The 20,094-nt window shown below is 64.0% G+C and carries 19 protein-coding genes; 4 read left to right on the top strand and 15 right to left on the bottom strand.

Annotation, left to right across the window (positions count from 1 at the left end; translation table 11 throughout):
• Positions 1-71: 71 nt before the first annotated feature.
• The 3 genes from OEG81_RS02010 to OEG81_RS02000 are packed head-to-tail and all read left to right on the top strand — an operon-like array spanning position 72 to position 3,883.
• The gene (locus OEG81_RS02010) at positions 72-1,100 is read left to right on the top strand and encodes an ABC transporter substrate-binding protein (protein ID WP_264131039.1); all 1,029 of its coding nucleotides are present in this window, start codon (positions 72-74) and stop codon (positions 1,098-1,100) included.
• A gap of 3 nt (positions 1,101-1,103) precedes the next feature.
• The gene (locus OEG81_RS02005; RefSeq protein ID WP_264131037.1) at positions 1,104-2,189 is read left to right on the top strand and encodes an ABC transporter ATP-binding protein; all 1,086 of its coding nucleotides are present in this window, start codon (positions 1,104-1,106) and stop codon (positions 2,187-2,189) included.
• An 8-nt stretch (positions 2,190-2,197) separates the two neighbouring features.
• Positions 2,198-3,883, top strand: a complete 1,686-nt coding sequence (locus OEG81_RS02000; protein ID WP_264131036.1) for an ABC transporter permease — start codon at positions 2,198-2,200, stop codon at positions 3,881-3,883.
• Between the two features lie 51 nt (positions 3,884-3,934).
• Here the strand turns inward: OEG81_RS02000 and OEG81_RS01995 are convergent, their stop codons facing one another.
• The 6 genes from OEG81_RS01995 to OEG81_RS01970 are packed head-to-tail and all read right to left on the bottom strand — an operon-like array spanning position 3,935 to position 8,759.
• A complete protein-coding gene (locus tag OEG81_RS01995) occupies positions 3,935-4,909 on the bottom strand; it encodes a Bug family tripartite tricarboxylate transporter substrate binding protein (protein WP_264131035.1) in 975 nt (324 codons plus the stop codon).
• Between the two features lie 18 nt (positions 4,910-4,927).
• Positions 4,928-5,875: an SMP-30/gluconolactonase/LRE family protein gene (locus OEG81_RS01990; RefSeq protein ID WP_264131034.1), complete on the bottom strand. Its 948-nt coding sequence runs from the start codon at positions 5,873-5,875 to the stop codon at positions 4,928-4,930.
• Positions 5,859-6,659: an SDR family NAD(P)-dependent oxidoreductase gene (locus OEG81_RS01985; protein WP_264131033.1), complete on the bottom strand. Its 801-nt coding sequence runs from the start codon at positions 6,657-6,659 to the stop codon at positions 5,859-5,861. Before OEG81_RS01985 ends, OEG81_RS01990 begins: the two co-directional genes overlap by 17 nt.
• 17 nt (positions 6,660-6,676) lie before the next feature.
• A complete protein-coding gene (locus OEG81_RS01980; RefSeq protein ID WP_264131032.1) occupies positions 6,677-7,231 on the bottom strand; it encodes a carboxymuconolactone decarboxylase family protein in 555 nt (184 codons plus the stop codon).
• A gap of 1 nt (position 7,232) precedes the next feature.
• Positions 7,233-7,832 (bottom strand): DUF4286 family protein, encoded by a 600-nt coding sequence (locus OEG81_RS01975; RefSeq protein WP_264131031.1) that lies wholly within the window; start codon positions 7,830-7,832, stop codon positions 7,233-7,235.
• Positions 7,833-7,859: 27 nt separating this feature from the next.
• Entirely contained in the window at positions 7,860-8,759 is a 900-nt protein-coding gene (locus OEG81_RS01970; RefSeq protein WP_264131029.1) for an amidohydrolase family protein, read from the bottom strand.
• A gap of 83 nt (positions 8,760-8,842) precedes the next feature.
• Between OEG81_RS01970 and OEG81_RS01965 the strand changes: the two genes are divergently transcribed.
• The gene (locus OEG81_RS01965) at positions 8,843-9,742 is read left to right on the top strand and encodes a LysR family transcriptional regulator (protein WP_264131028.1); all 900 of its coding nucleotides are present in this window, start codon (positions 8,843-8,845) and stop codon (positions 9,740-9,742) included.
• 17 nt (positions 9,743-9,759) lie between these two features.
• Here OEG81_RS01965 and OEG81_RS01960 read toward each other — a convergent pair whose 3' ends face one another.
• The 9 genes from OEG81_RS01960 to OEG81_RS01920 form a co-directional block, all read right to left on the bottom strand.
• Positions 9,760-10,461 carry an ABC transporter ATP-binding protein gene (locus OEG81_RS01960; protein WP_264131026.1) on the bottom strand — a complete coding sequence of 234 codons (702 nt, stop codon included), beginning with the start codon at positions 10,459-10,461 and terminating at the stop codon, positions 9,760-9,762.
• Positions 10,458-11,168: an ABC transporter ATP-binding protein gene (locus OEG81_RS01955; protein WP_264131025.1), complete on the bottom strand. Its 711-nt coding sequence runs from the start codon at positions 11,166-11,168 to the stop codon at positions 10,458-10,460. The genes OEG81_RS01960 and OEG81_RS01955 overlap by 4 nt, the downstream gene beginning before the upstream one ends.
• Positions 11,155-12,108, bottom strand: a complete 954-nt coding sequence (locus tag OEG81_RS01950) for a branched-chain amino acid ABC transporter permease (protein WP_264131024.1) — start codon at positions 12,106-12,108, stop codon at positions 11,155-11,157. The genes OEG81_RS01955 and OEG81_RS01950 overlap by 14 nt, the downstream gene beginning before the upstream one ends.
• Positions 12,105-12,977 carry a branched-chain amino acid ABC transporter permease gene (locus OEG81_RS01945; protein ID WP_264131023.1) on the bottom strand — a complete coding sequence of 291 codons (873 nt, stop codon included), beginning with the start codon at positions 12,975-12,977 and terminating at the stop codon, positions 12,105-12,107. The genes OEG81_RS01950 and OEG81_RS01945 overlap by 4 nt, the downstream gene beginning before the upstream one ends.
• Before the next feature lie 15 nt (positions 12,978-12,992).
• Entirely contained in the window at positions 12,993-14,156 is a 1,164-nt protein-coding gene (locus OEG81_RS01940) for an ABC transporter substrate-binding protein (protein WP_264131022.1), read from the bottom strand.
• Between the two features lie 19 nt (positions 14,157-14,175).
• Positions 14,176-15,753, bottom strand: coding sequence for a class I adenylate-forming enzyme family protein (locus tag OEG81_RS01935; protein ID WP_264131021.1), 1,578 nt, complete (start codon positions 15,751-15,753; stop codon positions 14,176-14,178).
• Positions 15,753-16,907 (bottom strand): acyl-CoA dehydrogenase family protein, encoded by a 1,155-nt coding sequence (locus tag OEG81_RS01930; protein ID WP_264131019.1) that lies wholly within the window; start codon positions 16,905-16,907, stop codon positions 15,753-15,755. Before OEG81_RS01930 ends, OEG81_RS01935 begins: the two co-directional genes overlap by 1 nt.
• Before the next feature lie 22 nt (positions 16,908-16,929).
• Complete coding sequence (locus tag OEG81_RS01925; protein ID WP_264131018.1) at positions 16,930-17,730, bottom strand: IclR family transcriptional regulator; 801 nt, start codon at positions 17,728-17,730, stop codon at positions 16,930-16,932.
• Positions 17,731-17,901: 171 nt separating this feature from the next.
• Positions 17,902-20,064: a TonB-dependent siderophore receptor gene (locus tag OEG81_RS01920; RefSeq protein ID WP_264131017.1), complete on the bottom strand. Its 2,163-nt coding sequence runs from the start codon at positions 20,062-20,064 to the stop codon at positions 17,902-17,904.
• Positions 20,065-20,094: the final 30 nt, after the last annotated feature.

Genomic DNA, 20,094 nt, shown 5'->3' with positions numbered 1-20,094 from the left:
GCCGACCGGCTACCATTTGCCCAAAAATGGCGGGAGCGCGGCTCCGCGCCACCATCAAAAAGGAGACAGCCATGGGTACGATAGATCGTCGGATTTTTCTTAAGTTGGCAGCCGCGTCGGGCCTGGCCCACATGCCGGGCGCCCTGCCCTCGGCTTTCGCGGCGGATCCCTACGCACTGGCCAGGCAGCAGGGCAAGGCGGTGTTCTATGCCAACATCACCGCCGTTTCCCCCATCATGAAGGCCTTCGAGCAGGAAACGGGCGTCAAGGGCGAATACACGCGCACCTCCAGCTCCAAGTTCCTGCCCACCATCCTTACCGAGTTCAATGCGGGCAAGCTGCTGGCCGACGTGGTCCAGGCGCCCTTGCCCATGCTCGAGATCCTGAAGGAAAAAGGCGTGCTCGCCCCCTACCGCTCGCCCTCCACGGCGGGCTATCCGGAATGGGCCACCAAGGACGAGCACATCACGCTGTTCGGCATCGAGTATGTCTCCTACCTGTACAACACCGACCACGTGAAGCCGGCCGATGCGCCGGCGCGCTACGAAGACCTGGCCGATCCCAAGTGGAAGAACAAGATCGTGATGGCCGATCCGGCCACCCACGCCTCGACGATCGCCTGGCTGGTCGGCCTGAAAGAACAGGTGTTCAAATCCGAAGACGACTGGATGCAATTCCTGAAGGCCCTGGCCGCCAACCGGCCCATGTTCGTGGCCTCGTTCGGGCCGACGCCCGCGCCCGTGGAAAGCGGCGAAAAGCTGATCGGCATCTCCATGCCCAAGTACATCATGACCAAAGCGCCCGCGCCGCTGGCATGGGCTCCACAGTCGGGCCAGCCTTTGCTTGGCACGGCGCGGGCCATCGCCATGACGGCCAAGGCCCCGCATCCCGACGCGGCCCGCGCCTTCATCGACTTCTGGCTCTCGAAGCAGGCCATGGGCCTGCTGGCCAACGAGGTGGGCGAATACGTTCTGGCGCAAGGCGTATTCCCGCCGGTTCCGGGCATAGACAAAGCCAAGGTGCAGCCCGTGCGCGATCTGGGCGACGAGGAAATCCAGAAATGGGGTCGCGAGTTCGGCAAGATCTTCGCCGCCAGGTAAGCCATGGAGATCCGCATACAAGGACTCACCAAGCACTACGTCTCCGAGGGAAAAACGGTCAAGGCCCTGGACAGCGTCGACCTGACCATACCCGCCAACACCATCTTCACGCTGCTCGGCCCCAGCGGCTGCGGCAAGACCACGCTGCTGCGCTGCATTGTAGGCCTGGAAACACCCGACGACGGGGAAATCTCCATCGGCGGCGAGGTCGTCTGGTCCAAGGCCCGGGGCATTGCCGTTCCAACCGAGAAACGCGGGCTGGGCATGGTGTTCCAGACCTACGCCATCTGGCCCCACATGAGCGTCTTCGACAATGTGGCCTACCCCTTGCAGATACGCGGCGAACGCAAAGACGATATAAAACGCAAAGTGGCCCAGACCCTGCGTTTCGTCCAGCTGGAAGGCGTCGAGAACCGGTCCGCCACCAAGCTGTCGGGTGGCCAGCAGCAGCGGGTGGCGCTGGCCAGGGCGCTGGTCGCCGAGCCCAAGGTCATCCTGTTCGACGAGCCTCTAAGCAATCTTGACGCGAAGCTGCGCGAGGAAACGCGCAAGGAACTGCGAAGCTTCATGGGCACGCTGGGCATCACGGCGGTCTACGTGACCCACGACCGGGTCGAAGCCCTGGCCCTCTCCGATTCCATCGCCGTGATGCAGGCAGGGCGCATCGTGGAAATCGGTTCGCCCCAGAAAATCTATTTCGACGCCGACCACCGCTACGTGGCCGATTTCATCGGGCGCGCCAACCTGATCGCCGCCCGGGTGGTCGGCCAGGACGGCGAACTGACCCTGATCGAATCCGGCCTGGGGCCCATCGCCTGCCAGCAACGCCCCTTGCCGCCGGGCAGCGAAGCCACCTTGTGCATACGCCCGGAGTTCATACGCGTCGGCGCCGACCGCGCCGGCACGGGGCGCAACGTGATCAGCGGCGACATCGAGTCGCTGGAGTTCATCGGCGAAGTCTACGAAGCCCGGATACGCGTTGGAAACGAGCGCCTGCTGGCCAGGATAGACCCGGACACTCCCGTAAAGGAAGGCGATGCCGTCAGCTTCAGCCTGAATCCCGCCCATTGCCTGCTCGTCTCGGCCTGACCGGAAACATGAATCAATCGCGCCCCAAACTGACCTGGTCGCTGATCGCCATCGTTGGATTCCTGACGCTTTGCCCCGTGCTGATGCTGTTCCTGGGCAGCTTTTCGCAGGGCCTGACGGCCTTCGGAACGTTCACGCTCAGCAAATACGCCGCCGCGTACACCGACCCCTTCCTGCTTGAAGTCTCGGTCAACACGCTCATCTTCGTGCTTGGCTCGTCATTGCTGTCGACCGGCCTGGCGCTTGTGCTGGCCTATCTGAACACGCGTACCGACATTCCCTTCAAGTCGGCATTCACCGTGCTGTCGATCGTCCCGATGATGATCCCCCACCTGCTGTTTTCGGTCAGCTGGGCGCTGCTGCTGAACCCGTCCAACGGGCTGCTCAACACGCTGCTGATGAATGCCTTCGGGCTGGACGAGGCGCCCTTCAACATCTATTCCCTGTGGGGCATGGTATTGGTCGAAGGCTTGCTGAACATGCCCATCGCCTACCTGATCATCGCCCCGGCCATGGCATCCTTCGACGTTGCGCTGGAAGAATCGTCGCGGGTCTTCGGGGCGGGCACCTGGCGCACCCTGCTGCGGGTCACCTTGCCGGTTCTCCGGCCGGCCATCCTGGCCGCCTTCATCCTGGCCATCGTGCGCAGCCTGGCTTCGTACGCCGTGCCCCGCGTGCTGGGCATGCCCGGCCAGGTCGACGTATTGGCCACCTATCTGTACCAGATGGTCGCCACGGGGTTTACCCCGGATTACGGCAAGGCCGCCGCGCTGGGCATGAGCATACTCAGCGCATCCATCGCGCTGATCGTTCTGTACCGCGCGCTCACCGCCGAAAGCGGCAAGTTCGTAACCATATCGGGACGCGGCTACCGTCCCACGGTCATCGAGCTGAAACGCGCCCGGATCCCGCTGTTCATCGGCATCGGCGCGCTGTCCTTCCTGATGGTCGTGCTGCCTGTGGCGGTTCTGCTGTATACCTCTCTGGTGCCCTACTCCATGGTTCCCAGCGTCCGCGCCTTTTCGCTGATGAGCTTCAGGCACTGGATCGAAGTCATCGAAGACCCCTTGTCCTTGCTGGCCCTGAAGAACAGCCTCTTCCTGGCTGTGGCCGGTGCAAGCCTGGGCGTCCTGCTGTCGGCCTTCGTCGCCTACGTCATCGTAAAGATACGGACCCGCGCGTCCGGCCTGCTGGAGTCGCTGAGCTTCCTGTCGTTTTCATTTCCCGGCATCGTCATCGGCATAGGCTTCATGTGGTTCTTCGTGCAGACGCCGCTGTATGCCACGCTGACCGCCTTGCTGCTGGCCTATATCGCGGCTTATCTGCCCTACGGAATACGGCCGCTGGCCAGCGCTTTCGTGCAGGTGCATGCCCATCTTGAAGAGTCGTCGCTGGTTTGCGGAGCCTCCAACCTGACCACCATGCGCCGGATCATCGTGCCGCTGCTCATCCCCGGCGTGGTGTCGGCCTGGATACTGATGGCGACCATGTTCGTGCGCGAGCTGACCGTTTCCGTGGTGCTCTCCCGGCCCGGCAGCGAAGTGCTGGCGGTGCAGATACTGAGCTTCGCCGACGATGGCCTGTGGGGAAAGCTTTCCGCCCTGGGCATCATCATGATCGTCATCTCGACCGGGCTGGTGCTGCTGGCCATGCTGGCGGGCAGGCAATTCAAGAGCATGCAGGGCGGAAACTGAAAGCGCGCGAGGCGGCCGTGCCTCGCGCGCCTTGCTGAATCGGCGCAGGGCTTATTCGTTGACGGTTATCCCTTCCGCCTTGATGACGCCGCCCCATTTCCGGGTGTCTTCGTCGATCAGGTTTTCGAACTCCTGCGGCGATGTGGGAGAGGCTTCCAGTCCGCTCGCCTGCACGTACTTCTGCACGGCGTCGCTGCCCAGGGCCGCCCGCAAGGCCTGGTTCAGCTTATCGATGGTCTCCACCGGTGTGTTCTTGGGCGCGAACATGCCGTACCAGTTGTTGGCGTGTACATTCTTGATGCCCAGTTCGTCGAAAGTGGGAACGTCGGGCAGGACGGCCGAACGCTTCGCCGCCGCGATCGCAATCGGACGCACGCGCTTGTCCTTGATGAAGGCCATCAGGCCCGAGATGTCGCCGAAGAAGCCTCCCACCTGGCCGCCGACCGTATCCTTGATGGCCGGGGCCGCGCCTTTGTAGGGCACATGCAGGATATCCGCCTTGGTGGCGATCTTGAGCAGGGAGATCGCCATGTGCGGCATGCTGCCGATGCCGGAGGAAGACAGGGTCACGCTGCCGGGCTTGCTCCTGGCGGCTTCCAGGAATTCGCCCAGCGACTTGATGTCGCCCGACGCAGGCACCACCAGGACTTCGGGTGTCGAAACCAGCATGGTCACCGGCTGCAGCTCTTTCTTTGGGTTGTAGACCAGCTTGGGATAAAGCGGCGGGTTGATGGCGATGGCGCCGGCCGAACTCAGGAACAGGGTATGCCCGTCGGGCGCGGCGCGTCCGACATAGCTGGCGGCGATGGCGCCGTTGCCGCCGGGCTTGTTCTCGACCACCACGGTGGACTTGAGCGTCGTTTCCAGCTCGGCCGCGATCACCCGGGCCAGCGTGTCGGCGGGCCCGCCTGCCGGAAAGGCCACCACGACCGTCGTGGGCGTACTGGCCGAAGCGCCGGCGCCAGCCACGCTGAGCACGAACGCCAAAGCCAGTTGTTTGAATAGATCATTTTTTAATATGGACATGGATATCTCCTTCAGGCCTCAGCCTCCCGCAATTCCTTGCGTGTTGACGTACAGCGAGTAAATTGACGTACACGACGCCATGAACAGACGATTCCGGTGCTTGCCACCGAAACACACGTTCGCGCAGCGCTCAGGCAGCGCGATTCTTCCCAGCAACTCTCCTTCGGGCGAAAAAACACGCACCCCATCCAGCTCGGGCGTGCCCATGCCCCAGCCGCACCATAAGTTCCCGTGGACATCCACCCGGAAGCCATCCGGCGTGCCCTCTCCCGCGTCGAACAGGACGCGCTGCCCTCGGAGGGATTTCCCATCGGCAGACACATCGAAGGCCAGGATATTGCGCGGCCGCGCCCGCGACTCCACCACATACAGCCTGCTTTCGTCGGGCGAGAATGCCAGGCCGTTCGGACCGTTGACGGAGTCCGCCACGACGGCCAGCTCCCCGCTATCGGGATCCAGGCGATAGACATGAGCGGGCAATTCCTGCTCCGCCTTTTCGCCCTGGTAGTAGCCCACGATCCCAAATGGCGGATCGGTGAACCAGACGGACCCGTCCGACCTGACCACCACGTCGTTGGGCGAATTCAAACGCTTGCCCCGGTAGCGGTCGGCCAGCACGGTAATGCTTCCATCGTGCTCGGTCCGTGTCAGGCGCCGGCCCAGGTGTTCGCAGGTAATCAGCCGCCCTTGCCGATCCCGGGTGTTGCCATTGGCATTATTCGACGGCCCCCGGTATACCTGCGTCTGGCCGGTGATCTCGTCCCAGCGCAGGATGCGGTCGTTGGGCACATCGCTGAACAGCAGGTAGCGCCCGTCGCCGAACCAGACCGGCCCTTCGGCCCAGCGCGCTCCCGTGCCCAGCTTCTCGATGACGGCCAATGGCAGGACCAGCTCATGAAAGCGCGGGTCCAGCGCAATAATGGCGGGATCCGGATAGCGCGAGGAAAGATTAGCCGCAGCGTACACTCATGCCTCCATCGACCAGGATTTCAGTGCCGGTAATGAAACGCGCCTCGTCGGACGCAAGGAACAAGGCCGCGTTGGCCGTGTCGATGCCATCGCCCATGAAGGGCAAGGGAATGCGGGCCTGCCGCTGGGCCAGCAGCTGCTGCACGTCGCCGCCCGCACGCTGCCCGGCCAGCCGCGTCTCGACCATGGGCGTATGCATCTGGCCCGGAATGACCGTATTGCAACGGATGCTCTTCGGCGCGTACTCGACCGCCACCACGCGCGAGAACTGGATGACACCGGCCTTGGCGCTGGCATAGCCCACTTGCGCGGCGCCCGTCCAGCGTATGCCGGACGTCGATGAAACGTTGACGATGGCCCCGCCGCCCTGGCTCTCCATGACGGGCAGCACATGCTTGCAACCCAGGAATACGCTTTTAAGGTTGAAGTCCAACTGCTGGTTCCAGCTCGCCTCGTCCAGTTCGACAGGGCCGCCGCGTTTCGACCCGCCCACGTTGTTGACCAGGATGTCGATCCGGCCATGGGCCTGGACACAGGCGCGTACCATCTCGCGCACCGCGTCGCCGGATGTGACGTCGGCCTGCCAGGTGGCAATCCGGCCGCCCGCCTCTTCCACCTTGCTGACGGTCTCCACCAGCGCCTCCGCGTTCATATCCACCGCGAACACCTGAGCGCCCTCCTGGGCGAAACGGAAGGCGATGGCCCGGCCATTGCCCCACCCCGGGCCAACACTGCCCGCGCCTGTCACGATGGCGACCTTGCCTTGTAAACGTCCAGCCATGGAGTGCTCCTGTCAGATCAGTCTTGATTGAATTGCCGGGGTTCGCCCTCGGGCGGCTGTATGTCGAATACGTTCAGCGTCATGGAGATCAGGGTGTAGTAGCCCGCCAGGCCCACCATATCGACCACCCTGTCCCGGCCCAGCGTCTCCAGCGCGCGCTGGTACAAGGCATCCGGCACGCTCCGCGTCTGGACCAGGGTGTGGACGAATTCGTGAACCACTTCCTCATCCGCGCGGGCGAAGACGGGGCGGACTCCGCGGCGTATGGCTTCCGCCGCCTCGGGCGCCAGGCCCGCCTGGATCGCGATCGGATAGTGCGCCCACCACTCGAACTCGGCGCGCCACAGGGCCGCCATGGTCAGGATGGCCAGCTCGGACAGCAATGGCTCCAGACTGGAGTCGTAGCGGCAATACCGCCCCAGCGCCTGGGCATGTTCGGCCAGCCCGGGGCGATGCAGCCAGACGGCCAGCGGCCCGCGTACGCGCCCGCGCGGGCCGGACATGATGGTGTCGTGGACGCGGCGTTGATGCTCGGACATCTGCGCGGGATCGGGCGGCAATAATTTGGGCATGTCAGGCTTCCTTTTGCGGCGGCACCCGCTTGAACATGGTCCGCTTCGTATTCATGAAGCTGGGGCGTACGCGCGAGCTCCAGTCAGTGGCGCGCACGGCAAGCCAGGGCTCCGATCCGAAGGTCTCCAGGGTTTCCAGATCGTAGGCGGCGTAATACCTGGGCGCGGCGGGCCGGGCCAGGTAGCGGCGGGCCCGAACCGTGCCGGGCACGGCGGCCAGGCCGGGCAAATGCTCGGTGGAATACCAATCGTTGAAATCCTGCTCGGCCCCCGGCTGAATATCGGTTTCGACGATGTAGTGCCAGGACGCCGGCCGGCCCGCGGCCTGGCCCGCCACGTCCTGCGTGCAACTCAGTTCAATGACCTGCGCGGCGGAACAATGCGCAGGCAGATCAGTGTCGAAAACCCGCCGCATGGCGCCCGCCGCCGTCGCGGCCAGGGCTCCCGGAATAGTCAGGTAGGCATAGGTTTCCCTACCCTCCACGGCGTGGAGGACATCCAGCTCAAGCCCGTCGATGCCCAGGGCGGCCGGACCAAGCAGGCTGCGCAATTGTTCGGGGCTCCAGGCCAGGCCGGCCAGTTTCAATAAGAAAGTGCTCATAGTCCAATGCCATTCAAAATCACGGGCTCATGCATCGCCGAACCTGTAAAGGGCTTGCGGGTTCGACACCAGTATTCTTTCCTGCTCGGCGCGGCCGGAGCATATCTCTGTGAAGATATCCACCAGTTCGCCATCGTCCGGCATGTCGCCGCGCACGTTCGGATGGGGCCAGTCGCTGCCCCATAAAAGCTGGTCGGCCATGGATTCGACCAGCGCCTTCACGAAGGGCCGGCCGTCGCTGTAGGGCCGTCTGCCCGACGAGGAAATGCGGTCTATGCCCGAAATCTTTATCCAGGCTCCGCCGCGGCCGCGCAAGGCCAGCAGTTCGCGAAAGGCGCCGCTGTCCACGCCATCGGCGGCGGCCACTCGGCCCATGTGATCCAACACAAAGGGAACTTCCAGACGCTTCAGCAGGGGAAGCAGTTCCGGCAAGGACTGCCGGTCGCTATGTATGCAGATGTGCCAGCCGAATGGGGCGATCAGCCGAGCCATGTCCCGCACTTCGCTCCAGGCCGCACTTTCAAGGTGGGCCACGAAGTTGAAGCGCACACCGCGCACGCCGGCCGCATCCAGCCGCCTGACGTCGGCAGCCGTCGCTGTGGGCGGCAACAGCGCCACGGCCCGGTACCGGCCGTCCCCCTTTTCAAGGGCGTCCAGCACCGCCGACATGTCGTAGCCATGGCAGCCCGGCTGGACGATCACGCCGCGCGAGATGCCCAGCTTGCGATGCAAGGCACGCAAGTCCTGGAACGAGGCATCCGGCGGTGTATACGTCCGGTCCGCCGCATACGGAAAGACCGACGCAGGGCCGAAGATATGGGTATGCGCATCGCAGGCGTGGGCAGGCAGCCGGCTGGCCGGCTGCGCTACGCGCTCCAGCGGCATGGGCGGCGGGCAATCCGCCGATACGGGGATTTCTTGTGTCATCAGCGCATCATGCCCCGCGGCCTCGGCGGGAACAAGAACACTAAGCTGACTTCAGATATAGAAAAATCCTATATCATGCCGATATGAATCTCAAGCAGATCCACTACTTCATCGTCGTGTGCGAGCAGCGCAGCTTTTCGCGGGCGGTGGAGATCCTGGACGTCGCCCAGCCGTCCATCAGCCGGCAGATCCAGCTGCTGGAGGCCGAGTTGCAGCAGCATTTATTGCGGCGCACCGGCCGGGGCGTGGAGCCGACAGAGGCCGGCTTGCGATTCCTGAACCATGCCAAAGCCATCCATGCACTGGCCATTCATGCCAGGCAGGACCTGCTGGCCTTCCGTTCATCGGTACAGGGCAAGGTAAGGCTGGGGATGCCGCCGAGAATCGCCCGCCGGCTGACGCCTCATATCGTCCAGCAGTTCCGCCTGCTGTTCCCCGACTCGTCCATTACCATCGCGGAAGGGCTGAGCACGGAAATGCGCGAATGGCTGATCAAGGACAGGGTCGATCTGGCGCTGCTGTACGAACCGCCTCCGTCCGTGCTCATGGTCTGCGAGACCATCTATCGTGAAGAGCTCGTCCTGGCCTACCCCCGCGGCCTTCGGCCCGCCCCGCCCCGGAAGGTAAAGGTGGCGGACCTGGCCCGCTATCCGCTCGTCCTGCCCAGCGCGCCCAACACCATACGGGCGCTGGTCGACAACACCTGCCGCGACCTGAACGTGGAACTGAATGTGGTGGTCGAGGTGGACGTGGTGCATTCCATACTGGAGACCACCGCCCGCGGAAACGTATTCACCGTCATTCCGCGCTCGGCCATTACCGATCACGCGGGGCATGACGACCTGGCATGTTCCCAGATCGTCGAGCCGACGATACGGAACAACCTGACGCTGGCCTTGCCCACCGACGGCTCGAGTTCCAAGCTGGCCCTCGCCACCGCCGACATCATCCGCGGCCTGAACATTGCGGATCATATGCATTGATCCCCCTGGCGGGCGGATCAATGCGCGAAATACAACTCGTGCAGGCGTTCCATATCGATGTCGGCCGCGCGTCCGGACAACACGACCTTGCCGCTTTGCAGCAGATAGACATGGTCGGCCACGCCGACCGCCCTGTGCGTGCTTTGCTCCACCAGGATGATGGTCCTTCCCTCTTCCTTCAGCCTGGACAGCGTCTGGAACAATTCATTCACGATGACGGGCGCCAGGCCCAGCGACGGTTCATCGATGATCAGCACGCGCGGATCGGCCATGAGGCCGCGCCCCATGGCCAGCATCTGCGCCTCGCCGCCCGAGAGCGTGCCGGCGGGCTGGTTGCGCCGCTCGCGCAATCGCGGGAACATCTCGTAAGCCTTCTCGCATTGGCGGCGCGAGCCGGCGCGATGCTTTTTCGTGAAGGCGCCGAGCATCAGATTCTCTTCTATGGTCATGTCCTTGAAGATCATGCGGCCCTCCGGAATCATGACCACGCCCAGGTCGGGCATTTTCCATGTGGGCGTGCCATCCAGCGCCTGGCCGTCCAGCCGCACCGAGCCCTGAGCCAGAGGCACCAGTCCCATGATGGCGCGCAGCAAGGTGGTTTTGCCGGCGCCATTGGGACCGATGATGGTGGTGAGCTCGCCGGGCCGTATCGACACCGACACATCCCAAAGGATATTGATCGAACCGTATCCGGCGCGTATGCCTTCGACTTCTATCATGCCTGGCCTCCGGTGTAGCTGCGCACCACGTCGGGATCGTTGAATACCTCGTCGGGCGTGCCCAGTGCGATCAGGCGGCCGAAATCCAGGGCGGCAACCCGGTCGCACAGCTGGCTGATCGTTTCGATATCATGCTCGATGATCAATATGCCCACGTCGAACTGCCTGTGCAGCTCCTGCAGCATTTTCATGAAGCGCCGCTTGCCGCTGGTTTCCAGGCCGGCCAGCACCTCGTCCAGCAAGAGCAGTTTCGGATTGGTGCACAAGGCCTTGGCGATCTCCAGCGCCTTCAGCTCGGTAAGGGCCAATTCCGTGGCGGCATTGCGGCCGCCGCGGTCGCCCAGCCTGGTGAAGTCCAGCACCTGCTCGATGCGCTCATCGTCGACGCGGCCTGTGGCGAAGCGCTGGGCCACGACCAGGTTCTCGCGCACCGTCAGTTCGTGCAGCGGCTGCGGTATCTGGAAAGTGCGGCCTATGCCCATGCGCGCCCGCCGATGCAAGGGCATGGAGGCAAGGTCCGCCGAGTCGAAGGCAATGCGGCCGGCCGATGGCCGCACCAGGCCCGACACGGCGTTGAACAAGGTGGTCTTGCCGGCGCCGTTGGGCCCCACCAGGCCAAGTACTTCGTCCCGGCCGGCGCTGAGCGTCACGGCATCGACCGCCGTCAGGCCGCCGAAACGCACCGTCAGTGCATCAAGCTGCAGCATGCTTCCTCCTGGAGGGCCTGCGCAGCAGGGGCAGCAAGCCGCGCGGACTGAAGATGATCATGGCGACGAGCAAGCCGCCCAGAATCAATTGATGGCCGGACGGAATCAGGTTCTTGAACACCAGTTGATCGACCAGGTAGACGGTCAGCGCTCCGGCCACGGGCCCCCACAATGTACGATAGCCGCCGAAGATGGCCGCAATGATGGGCAGCGTCACCCAGATGCCGTTGAAGGCATAGTCGGGCTCGAGGAAGCTGATGTAATGAACGTTGAACGCCCCGACGACGCCGGTCATGAATGCCGACACGAACAGCATCATGGCTTTCAGCAAGGTGCTGTTGACGCCGATGACTCGGGTCGCGTCCTCGCTGTCGTGCATGGCGCGCAGGGCCAGGCCGTAATGGCTGGCGCGTATGGCGCGATAGCACAGCACGAAAACCACCAGGATGGTAAGAATGATCAGGTAGCTGCCCACCTTGCCCGCCAGGTCGACGCCGAACAGCTCGGGAAGACGCGGAATGCTCGACAAGCCCCCCGACCCGCCCGTAACCGATGACCATTCCGTGGCGACGATCTTGAAAATATGGGCATAGGCCAATATGGCCAGCGCGAAGTAAGGGCCGCGCAGCCGCAACACCGGCAGCATGACCACCGATGCCAGCACCGCGCCCAGTCCTCCCAGAAGCAGGCCGGCCATGACCGGCACGCCCGCCTCCATGGTAAGGATGGCCGACACGTAAGCGCCCACGCCGAAGAAGGCCGAGTGGCCGAAACTGACCATGCCGCCCAGATTGCCCAGCAGGGCCCAGGCCAACGCGATCCCGCCGATGACCAGCGCGGCGATGATCAGGCTCATGACATAGTTGTTGCCGCCCAGCAGCAGCGGCACGCCGATATAGGCCAGCAGACCCGCCGCCAGCGCAAGCTTGCCAATTTTCATCCCCGCCTCCCCGCCGCGCCGAACAAACCGTTGGGCAGCACGAACAACACCAGTAGGAACAACAGCATGCCGACCAGTTCCTGCAGGGCGGAGCTGGCCAGGGTGATGGTCAGCGCTTCGGCGACGCCCAGCAGCAGGGCCCCCACCAGCACACCCGGAATCGATCCTATGCCGGCCAGCACCGTGATGATGAACGCCTTGATGGTCAGCACATGGCCCAGCGAGGGCTGGATTACGCCGTAGCTGAATATGGCCACGCCCGCGAACGAGGCCAGGATGCCGGCGATAAGAAAAGAGACCAGTTCGGTGCGGCGCGGATTGATGCCCATGAGCCGGGCCGCATCGCGGTTGCCGGCCACGGCCCGCACCGCCCTTCCGTACCAGCTGCGCGACAGCCACCACCACAGCACGCCCATGAGCAGGACACTGACCAGAAAGAACACCGGTTCGCTGCGCATGCTGTACAAAGGCCCGACCACGATTGCTTCCTGCAGCCAGGCCGACGACGTGGATTTGATGTCGGCCGACCAGATCAGCAGGATGCCGTTGGTCAGGATGACGCCGATGCCGTAGGTCAGGATCAGTGAATTCAGCTCCCGATCGGTCTTGATGAGGTCGACCAGGAAATACATGATCAGCGCCGACAGGCAGACGATGACCAGGGCGACCGGAATGGCGAAGACCGGATTCAGGCCCAGCGACGATTCGACGCTATAGGCAATGTAAGCCGCCAGCAGGACCAGTTCGCCATGCGCCAGGTTGATGACCTTCATCGTCCCGAACACCAGCGCCAGGCCCAGTGCGATCAGGGCGTAGGATCCGCCCTGAAGCACACCCGAATAGAGCGCCTGAAGGATAAGTTCCGTCATGGGTGAACGCCGTCTTTACCAGGGAACGCCCGGGAACTGCATGGGCGCCGTCGCGGCGTCGGCCGGCCAGACGATCTCGATTTTCTCGCCCTGGTGCTGGCCCATGTGATGAACGAAATTGAGATTGTCGCCCTGCGTGAACTGCACGCGGCCTATCAGCGTATTGCGATCGGTCTTGGCCATCTCTTCGGCGATGCCGCCGTTCTTGATGGTGCCCTTGTCGGCTGCGCGCGCGATCGCCTCGAACAGCAGCATGGACTGCACATAGCCGAACTGGCCCAGGTAGTCGGGATCCTTCTTGTACAGCTTCTTGTAGGCGTCGTAGAACACCTTGCCTTCTTCCGTCTTGAAGTTGGTCGGATAGGGCAGCAGCGCCGTGCCGTATACCTTGGGCATCAGGTCGGGAAAGTCGGCCGCCATCTTGGGCGTGGCCAGCGACCATACGCCTATCATCGCCTTGACATCGGGCTTCAGCACCTTGGCCGCGCGCAGGATGCCGACGTAATCATTCTCGTAGCCCACCATGAGGATGACCTCGGACTTGTCGCGCAGGCGCACCTTGTTGACGATGGGTTTGAAGTCCGAGATGCCCGGGTCGAAGGGATGCATGCCGACCTTGAAGCCCTTGGCGGCCAGATCCTTCTGCACGTCCTCGGCCAGGTGCGCGGTGGCCTCCTTGGTGGAATAGATGACGGACGCCGATTTGACCTTCATGTCGCCCAGCACGCCCACCATGGCCTTCTGATAGCCGGCGGTGTTGTTGATGCGGAAGAAGGTCTTGTAGCCGCGCTGGACCAGCCCATTGTCGACGCCGCCGGAAGTGATGTAGGTCAGCCCCAGTTTGTTGGCCGCATCGGATGCCGGTCCGATATTGTTCGAGCCGTAGCCGCCGGTGAATGCCACCACGCCTTGCGAAGCCAGCTTCTCGACGGCGGCGATGGCCTTGGCCGGCGACGATTCGTCGTCTTCCGTCAGCACCTTGATGGTGTGCTTGCCATTGGTCTTGTTGAAGACCTCGACCGCCACGGCGATGCCTTCGTGCATGCCGGTGCCCACGCGGGCCAGCGCGCCGGTCAGGGGCTCCTGCTCGCCCACCAGGAACTCTTCGGCTTGGGCGCTGCCGCTGCTCATGGACAGCGCCAGAACGGCCAGTCCGATACTTCCGTATAGCTTTTTCATTGTCTCTATCCTCCTGGGATTATCTGGACTCCGGATGGAGTTCTTCTTTACGCAACTGCTGCGCCAGCTCTTTGAGCCGGCCCTTCAGAATCTTTCCGGTGGCCGCGGCGGGCATGGCGTCCATCACCACGATGCGGGCCGGCCTTTTATAGGGAGACAGGCGCGGTTCCAGCCAGGCATGCAGCACCGCCGTATCGACCGGGCCCGACGCCGGATCCAGCTCCACAAAGGCGATGACTTCTTCATTGCCGTCCCCAGCCCGGCGGCCCACCACCGCGGACTGCACCACCGCCGGATGCGAGTTCAGCGCGGCCTCGACCTCGACGGGATACACATTGAATCCGGAGCGGATGATCAGTTCTTTCGTGCGTCCAACGAGGAATAGCGCGCCTTCGGCATCCTGGCGGACGATGTCGCCGGTGTTCAGCCAGCCGTCCTTGTCCAGAACCTGGGCCGTCAGCTCCGGATTGCGGTAATAGCCTTTCATGACATTGGGGCCGCGCACCCACAGCTCTCCTGCCTCGCCTTCCTTCAGTCCGGCGCCGGCGGTATCGACGATGCGTAGCTCGACGCCCGGTATCGCCGATCCCACTGAGGTATCGCGGCGCGGCGATTCGATGCGCGTCTGGCTGATCGTGGGCGAGCTCTCGGTCATGCCATAGCCATTGTGCAGGGGGCGCCCGAACAGGCGCTCGACCTGGTCCTTCAGCGTCTGGTCCAGCGGCGAGCCGCCCGCGTAGATGAACCGCAAGCGGCTGTCGGCGGGATTCCAGGCGCCGAAATCGTATTCCAGCAAGCGCGCATACATGGCGGGCACGCCCTGGACGATGGTCAAGCCATCGTCGCGCAATGCATCGACCAGCGCGGCCGGGCTGTAGCGCGGAGCAAGGTACAGGGACGCCCCCGCGTACAGGGTGCCCAATGCGACCGAGGCCAGGCCGAACACATGTGTGATGGGCAGAACGCCGTAGGCGCGGTCGGAAGGCAGCAGGCCCCGCACCTGGCTGGAGGTCGCCGCGATGAACAGCAGGTTGCGGTGGGTCAGCATGACGCCCTTGGGCTGCCCCGTGGTGCCCGTGGTATAGATCAGGGCGGCCACCTGATCCTTGCCGTCGGCCTGCACCGGCTCGGGCAGGCAGGCATCGTCCAGGAGCCCCAGGGCGATGTCGCCCACACCCGGCAAGGAGGCAAGCCGGGCGCCGTGGCGCGACGCATGGGCTTGCGCCTCGGGCGAGACACCCACGGTATAGGCCACCCGGCGCGGCCGGCTGTGCTCGCGTATGGCATCCACCTCGCGGTCCGACAGGCGTGCATTCACATTCACCGCCCAGGCGTCGATGCGCGCGGCGGCAAAGATCAGCACCACCTGGGCGATGCAGTTCTCGGCCAGGATCATCAGCCGGTCGCCGGGGCGCAAGCCGCTCTCGCGCAATTGGGCGGCCGCCTGGTCGACCGCATCCGCCAACTGGCGATAGGTGTAGCGTACGTCGCCCTCGGCCAATGCCACGCTGTCGGGCGCAAGCGCCGCCCACCGCCGCGGGATATCGCTCAGGCGCTGCGGCAGGCTTGCCAGCAGGGCTACACTTTGCGACGGCATCAGTTTCCAGCCTCGCGGATCATGTTCCGTGCGATCACCAGCTGCTGGATCTGCGTGGTGCCTTCGTAAATGCGGAACAGGCGCACGTCGCGGTAAAAGCGCTCGATGGAATAGTCGGAGACATAGCCCGCGCCGCCATGGATCTGCACGGCCCGGTCCGCCACCCGGCCGCACATCTCGGATGCGAACAGCTTGCAGCACGATGCTTCGGTGGACACATCGCCGCCCGCATCGCGGCGCCGCGCGGCGTCCAGCACCATGCAGCGCGCGGCATAGATCTCGGCCCGGCTGTCGGCCAGCATGGCCTGGATCAACTGGAACTGCGCAATCGGCTGGCCGAACTGCCTGCGCTCCATCGCGTAGCGCAAGGCGTCGTCCAGCATGCGCCCGGCCACGCCGACGCAGACGGCCGCGATGTGCAGGCGGCCCTTGTCCAGCACCTTCATGGCGGTCTTGAAGCCCACGCCTTCTTTGCCGCCGATCAGGTTGGCGGCGGGCACGCGGCAATCCTCGAACACCACATCGCAGGTGTGCGCGCCGCGCTGGCCCATCTTCTTGTCCACTTTGCCCAGCGACAGGCCGGGCGTGCCCTTCTCGACGATGAAGGCCGAGATGGCGTTGCCGCCCTTGCCCTTGGGATCGGTGCGCGCCATTACGGTGAAGATATCGGCTTGCGGGGCATTGGTGATGAAGCGCTTGGTGCCGTTCAGCACGTAGTGGTCGCCGTCGCGCACGGCCGTCGTGCGCAGCGAGGCCGCGTCCGAGCCGGATTCCGGCTCGGTCAGGGCGAAGGACCCGATGATCTCGCCCGAGGCCAGGCGGGGAAGGTAGTTGCGCTTCTGCTCCTCGGTGCCGTCGATGACGATGCCTTGCGAACCGATGCCGTTGTTCGTTCCGATCAGGGAACGGAAGGCCGGCGAAGTGCGTGCGATCTCGAAGGCGAACAGCACCTCTTCCTCCATGGTCAGCGCCAGGCCGCCGTATTCCTCGGGTATGCACAGGCCAAACAGGCCCAGTTCGCGCATCTGCTCTACAACCTGCGCGGGCACCCTGTCGGTTTCCGCCAGTTCGTCTTCCAGCGGTATCAATTGCTCGCGCACGAAACGCGATACGCTGTCCAGCAGCAGGCCCAATGTTTCCTCGTCCCTGATCATTTTCTTCCTTTCCTGCGCCGGCCTACGCGCGGCCCATTTGTTTTTCGACATCCCGGACCAGCGCCACCAGGCGCGGCCCCAGGTCGGTCTCCAGCTTGTCGTGCGGCAGCAGATACGCCGGGCCGCCGCAATTGAATGCCATCTGCTTTTCGCCGCGCACACCGACAAGCGGCACGCCCACGGCGCGGATCTCCGGCTGCCATTCGCCCAGGGCAATGCAGAAACCCAGCGTCTCGTAGTCGCGGAATGCCTTCTCGGTATCGGCCTTGATGCGCGGCCAGTTTTCCTTGTCCGCCTTCCGTATTTCGTCCAGCACCGCATCGCGCTCGTCGTCCGGCATGCCGCAGATCAGCGCCTTGCCCATCGAGGTCGTGGCGATGGGAATACGCGACCCCACATCCAGCCTCAGCGTCACCCTGGCGCTGCTGCGGCAGGTTTCCACATAGATCATGCCCAGGCGGTCGCGCACGCCGATGGCGACGGACACACGGGAATATTCGGCCAGTTCCTGCATGGCCGGGCGCGCCAGATTGCGCACATCCAGATTGGCCAGCATGGAATAACCCAGGCCCAGCACGCCCGAAGCAAGCATGTACTTGCCCATGGCTTCGGAATAATCCAGATAGCCCAGCTTCTTGAGGGTATGGGTCAGCCGCGACACGGTCGGCTTCGGCAGGCCGGTGTCGCGCGCCAGATCGGCATTGGTCAGATACGCCTTGCCCGGCTGAAAACAGCGCAAAATCTCCAGCCCGCGCGCAAGCGCGCTGACAAACTGGCGATCCACCGTTTCCTCTTTGCCGGTCATGCGCAGATCATGACTCATCTCCATGTCCTCCCGCCTTGCGGCCGCCCTGTCTGGATGCAGGATTCAAGGCCGGTATGGCTGCGTCATTCTGTCACGGAGAAAATCAGCGGGTCAAATTTTTCGAAACGTCGGTTCGCTATGCGAAACGCGGCGCCCCGTTTGCAGCCGGGGCGCCGGGGTGCGGGCGGGTCAGAAACGGTAGCTGGCGCTTGCGATGATGCTGCGCTGCGCACCGAACCAGCAGTCTCCACGACTCAGGCAGGTGCTGACATAGGTCTTGTTGAGCAGATTGGTGGCGTTCAGGGCATAGCGCCACGACGGGGTGTCGTAAGCCAGCATGGCGTCGACCAGGGTGACGCCAGGGATGCGCGGACCCTGGCCGTCACGGAACGACCCCAGCCAGCGCACGCCGGCGCCGGCCGAGAAGCCGGTGGCCTGCCCGATGGCGAATCGGTACTTGCCCCAAATCGACGCCTGGTGGCGCGGCATGCCTTCCAACTGGTCATCCAGGTCGATGTAGTTGTAGCTGGCCACCATGTCGAACTGGCGGCCGATGGCGGTTTTCAGCTCCAGTTCGAGACCGGTGTTCTTCGTTTCGCCTGCCTGTACGCTGTTGTTGGCATTGGCGGGATCGGGAACCAGGCGGTTCTCTTCCTTCAATGAGTAGACGGCGGCATTGAAGGCCGTGCGGCCGTCCTGCGACTCGTATTTCAGGCCGGCCTCGATCTGCTTGCCGCGCATGGGACGGAAGCGCTGGTTGTAGGCGTCCAGGCCGGTCACCGGCGTAAAGGACTCGCTGTAGCTCAGGTAGGGCGACCAGCCGTTGTCGGCCGCATACATCACGCCCAGGCGCTTGCTGGTGGCCGTGCTGACCGAATCGTCCTCGCCTTCCACGCCATTGACGGAACGGTCGTAACGCAAGCCCGCCACCACGATCCAGTTGGGACCGAACTTCAGTTGGTCCTGAAGGTAGATGCCCGTATCGCGCTGCCGCGCCGTGGGATCGTCGCTCATCGCGGGCGGCGTGAAGTTCCCGTAGACAGGGTTGTAGACGTCGATCAGCGGCACGGTCCCGCCGTCCATGTACACGGGCAGACCCAATCCGGATTCCTTCCTTTCCCGCGCATAGGCGGCATCGAAGCCCACCAGCATATGATGCTTGACGGCGCCGGTATCGAACTTGCCCTCCAGATGCTGGTCCGCCGTCAGCATCGTCACGTTCGTCAGGGTCGCATCGGCGTAGCGGCCGATCAGCCGCTTGTTGATCGGGTCACCGACCCAGCCTTGCGACGCGTTGAACGAATCGCCATACAGGGAACGGTAGTCCACCTTGTTCTTCGCCCAGCGGAAGTTCTGGCGCACCGTCCAGTTGTCGTTGAAGCTGTGCTCGAACAGCCAGCCGAACGACCTGCGCTGGGAATCGTATCGGTCCCAGCCGGGCTCGCCGATGAAGCGCTCAACGGGTATCTGCCCGTTCGGATTGTCCAGCAGCACCCCTTCCCACGGGAAGAATTGCGAGGTCGAGCCAGACTTGTCGTCCTGCCACAAGGCTTGCAGGGTCAGCGACGTGCGCGCGCTGGGGCGCCAGGTCAGCGAGGGCGCGATCAGCATGCGGTCGTCGCGCACATGATCCACCTGGGTATCCGCCTTGCGGCCCACGGCCACCACGCGATACAGCCAGGTTCCGTCCTCGGTCAACGGCCCCGTAAGGTCGGCCTGGATCTGCCTGCGATTGTGCGTGCCGTATGAAATGCCGATTTCACGCTGGGCTTCGGCCAAGGGACGCTTGCTGACCAGGTTCACCACGCCCGCCGTGCTGCCCTGTCCGTACAGCATGGACGCCGGCCCGCGCAGCACTTCGATGCGCTCCAGGGTGTAAGGCTCAACGCGCGTGGTGCTGGTGTACCAGTTGTAGTTCTGGCGCAGGCCGTCGAGGTAGACGGTGGGTTCGGAGCCTCTTACGCGAAATGAATCGGTTCTTGAATCCAGCCCGTACGCGTCCGAGCGGACGCCGGCGGCGTAGTTCAGCGCATCCTGGATGTTCTGCGCGCCCTGGTCCACGATTTCGTCGCGCGTGATGACGGTAACCGCCTGCGGCGTCTCGATCAAGGGCGTGTCGGTCTTGCTGGCCGTGGCCGCCCGCGTGGCGATGTAGCCGGACACCGGCGTGGTCGCCGTCTCGGGCTGGGCGGTCACGGTGATCGTCCCCAGGGTTGCCGGCTTGCCGGCCGAGTCCGTGCCGCCGGAGGCCTCCTGGGCCAGGGCGCTCTGGCCCGACCAGGACCAGGCGGCGAAAATGCTAGCGACAGCCAGGACCAGCGTCCTGATCCGCATCGGGACGGCAGCTTCCATGTTTGTTTCCCTCTCTCTTTTTGAAATCTT

Source organism: Pollutimonas sp. M17, assembly GCF_025836975.1.
In the GTDB taxonomy this organism is placed as follows: Bacteria; Pseudomonadota; Gammaproteobacteria; order Burkholderiales; family Burkholderiaceae_B.
Note: the sequence above shows the minus strand (reverse complement) of the source record. Positions and strands in the feature narration are given on the sequence as shown.

Bases quoted from the DNA above. Each gene is read 5' to 3' on its own strand.
- OEG81_RS02010 (WP_264131039.1), top strand. From the start codon at position 72: ATGGGTACGATAGATCGTCGGATTTTTCTTAAGTTGGCAGCCGCGTCG.
- OEG81_RS02005 (WP_264131037.1), top strand. From the start codon at position 1,104: ATGGAGATCCGCATACAAGGACTCACCAAGCACTACGTCTCCGAGGGA.
- OEG81_RS02000 (WP_264131036.1), top strand. From the start codon at position 2,198: ATGAATCAATCGCGCCCCAAACTGACCTGGTCGCTGATCGCCATCGTT.
- OEG81_RS01995 (WP_264131035.1), bottom strand. From the start codon at position 4,909: ATGTCCATATTAAAAAATGATCTATTCAAACAACTGGCTTTGGCGTTC.
- OEG81_RS01985 (WP_264131033.1), bottom strand. From the start codon at position 6,659: ATGGCTGGACGTTTACAAGGCAAGGTCGCCATCGTGACAGGCGCGGGC.
- OEG81_RS01980 (WP_264131032.1), bottom strand. From the start codon at position 7,231: ATGCCCAAATTATTGCCGCCCGATCCCGCGCAGATGTCCGAGCATCAA.
- OEG81_RS01975 (WP_264131031.1), bottom strand. From the start codon at position 7,832: ATGAGCACTTTCTTATTGAAACTGGCCGGCCTGGCCTGGAGCCCCGAA.
- OEG81_RS01970 (WP_264131029.1), bottom strand. From the start codon at position 8,759: ATGACACAAGAAATCCCCGTATCGGCGGATTGCCCGCCGCCCATGCCG.
- OEG81_RS01965 (WP_264131028.1), top strand. From the start codon at position 8,843: ATGAATCTCAAGCAGATCCACTACTTCATCGTCGTGTGCGAGCAGCGC.
- OEG81_RS01960 (WP_264131026.1), bottom strand. From the start codon at position 10,461: ATGATAGAAGTCGAAGGCATACGCGCCGGATACGGTTCGATCAATATC.
- OEG81_RS01955 (WP_264131025.1), bottom strand. From the start codon at position 11,168: ATGCTGCAGCTTGATGCACTGACGGTGCGTTTCGGCGGCCTGACGGCG.
- OEG81_RS01950 (WP_264131024.1), bottom strand. From the start codon at position 12,108: ATGAAAATTGGCAAGCTTGCGCTGGCGGCGGGTCTGCTGGCCTATATC.
- OEG81_RS01945 (WP_264131023.1), bottom strand. From the start codon at position 12,977: ATGACGGAACTTATCCTTCAGGCGCTCTATTCGGGTGTGCTTCAGGGC.
- OEG81_RS01940 (WP_264131022.1), bottom strand. From the start codon at position 14,156: ATGAAAAAGCTATACGGAAGTATCGGACTGGCCGTTCTGGCGCTGTCC.
- OEG81_RS01935 (WP_264131021.1), bottom strand. From the start codon at position 15,753: ATGCCGTCGCAAAGTGTAGCCCTGCTGGCAAGCCTGCCGCAGCGCCTG.
- OEG81_RS01930 (WP_264131019.1), bottom strand. From the start codon at position 16,907: ATGATCAGGGACGAGGAAACATTGGGCCTGCTGCTGGACAGCGTATCG.
- OEG81_RS01925 (WP_264131018.1), bottom strand. From the start codon at position 17,730: ATGAGTCATGATCTGCGCATGACCGGCAAAGAGGAAACGGTGGATCGC.
- OEG81_RS01920 (WP_264131017.1), bottom strand. From the start codon at position 20,064: ATGGAAGCTGCCGTCCCGATGCGGATCAGGACGCTGGTCCTGGCTGTC.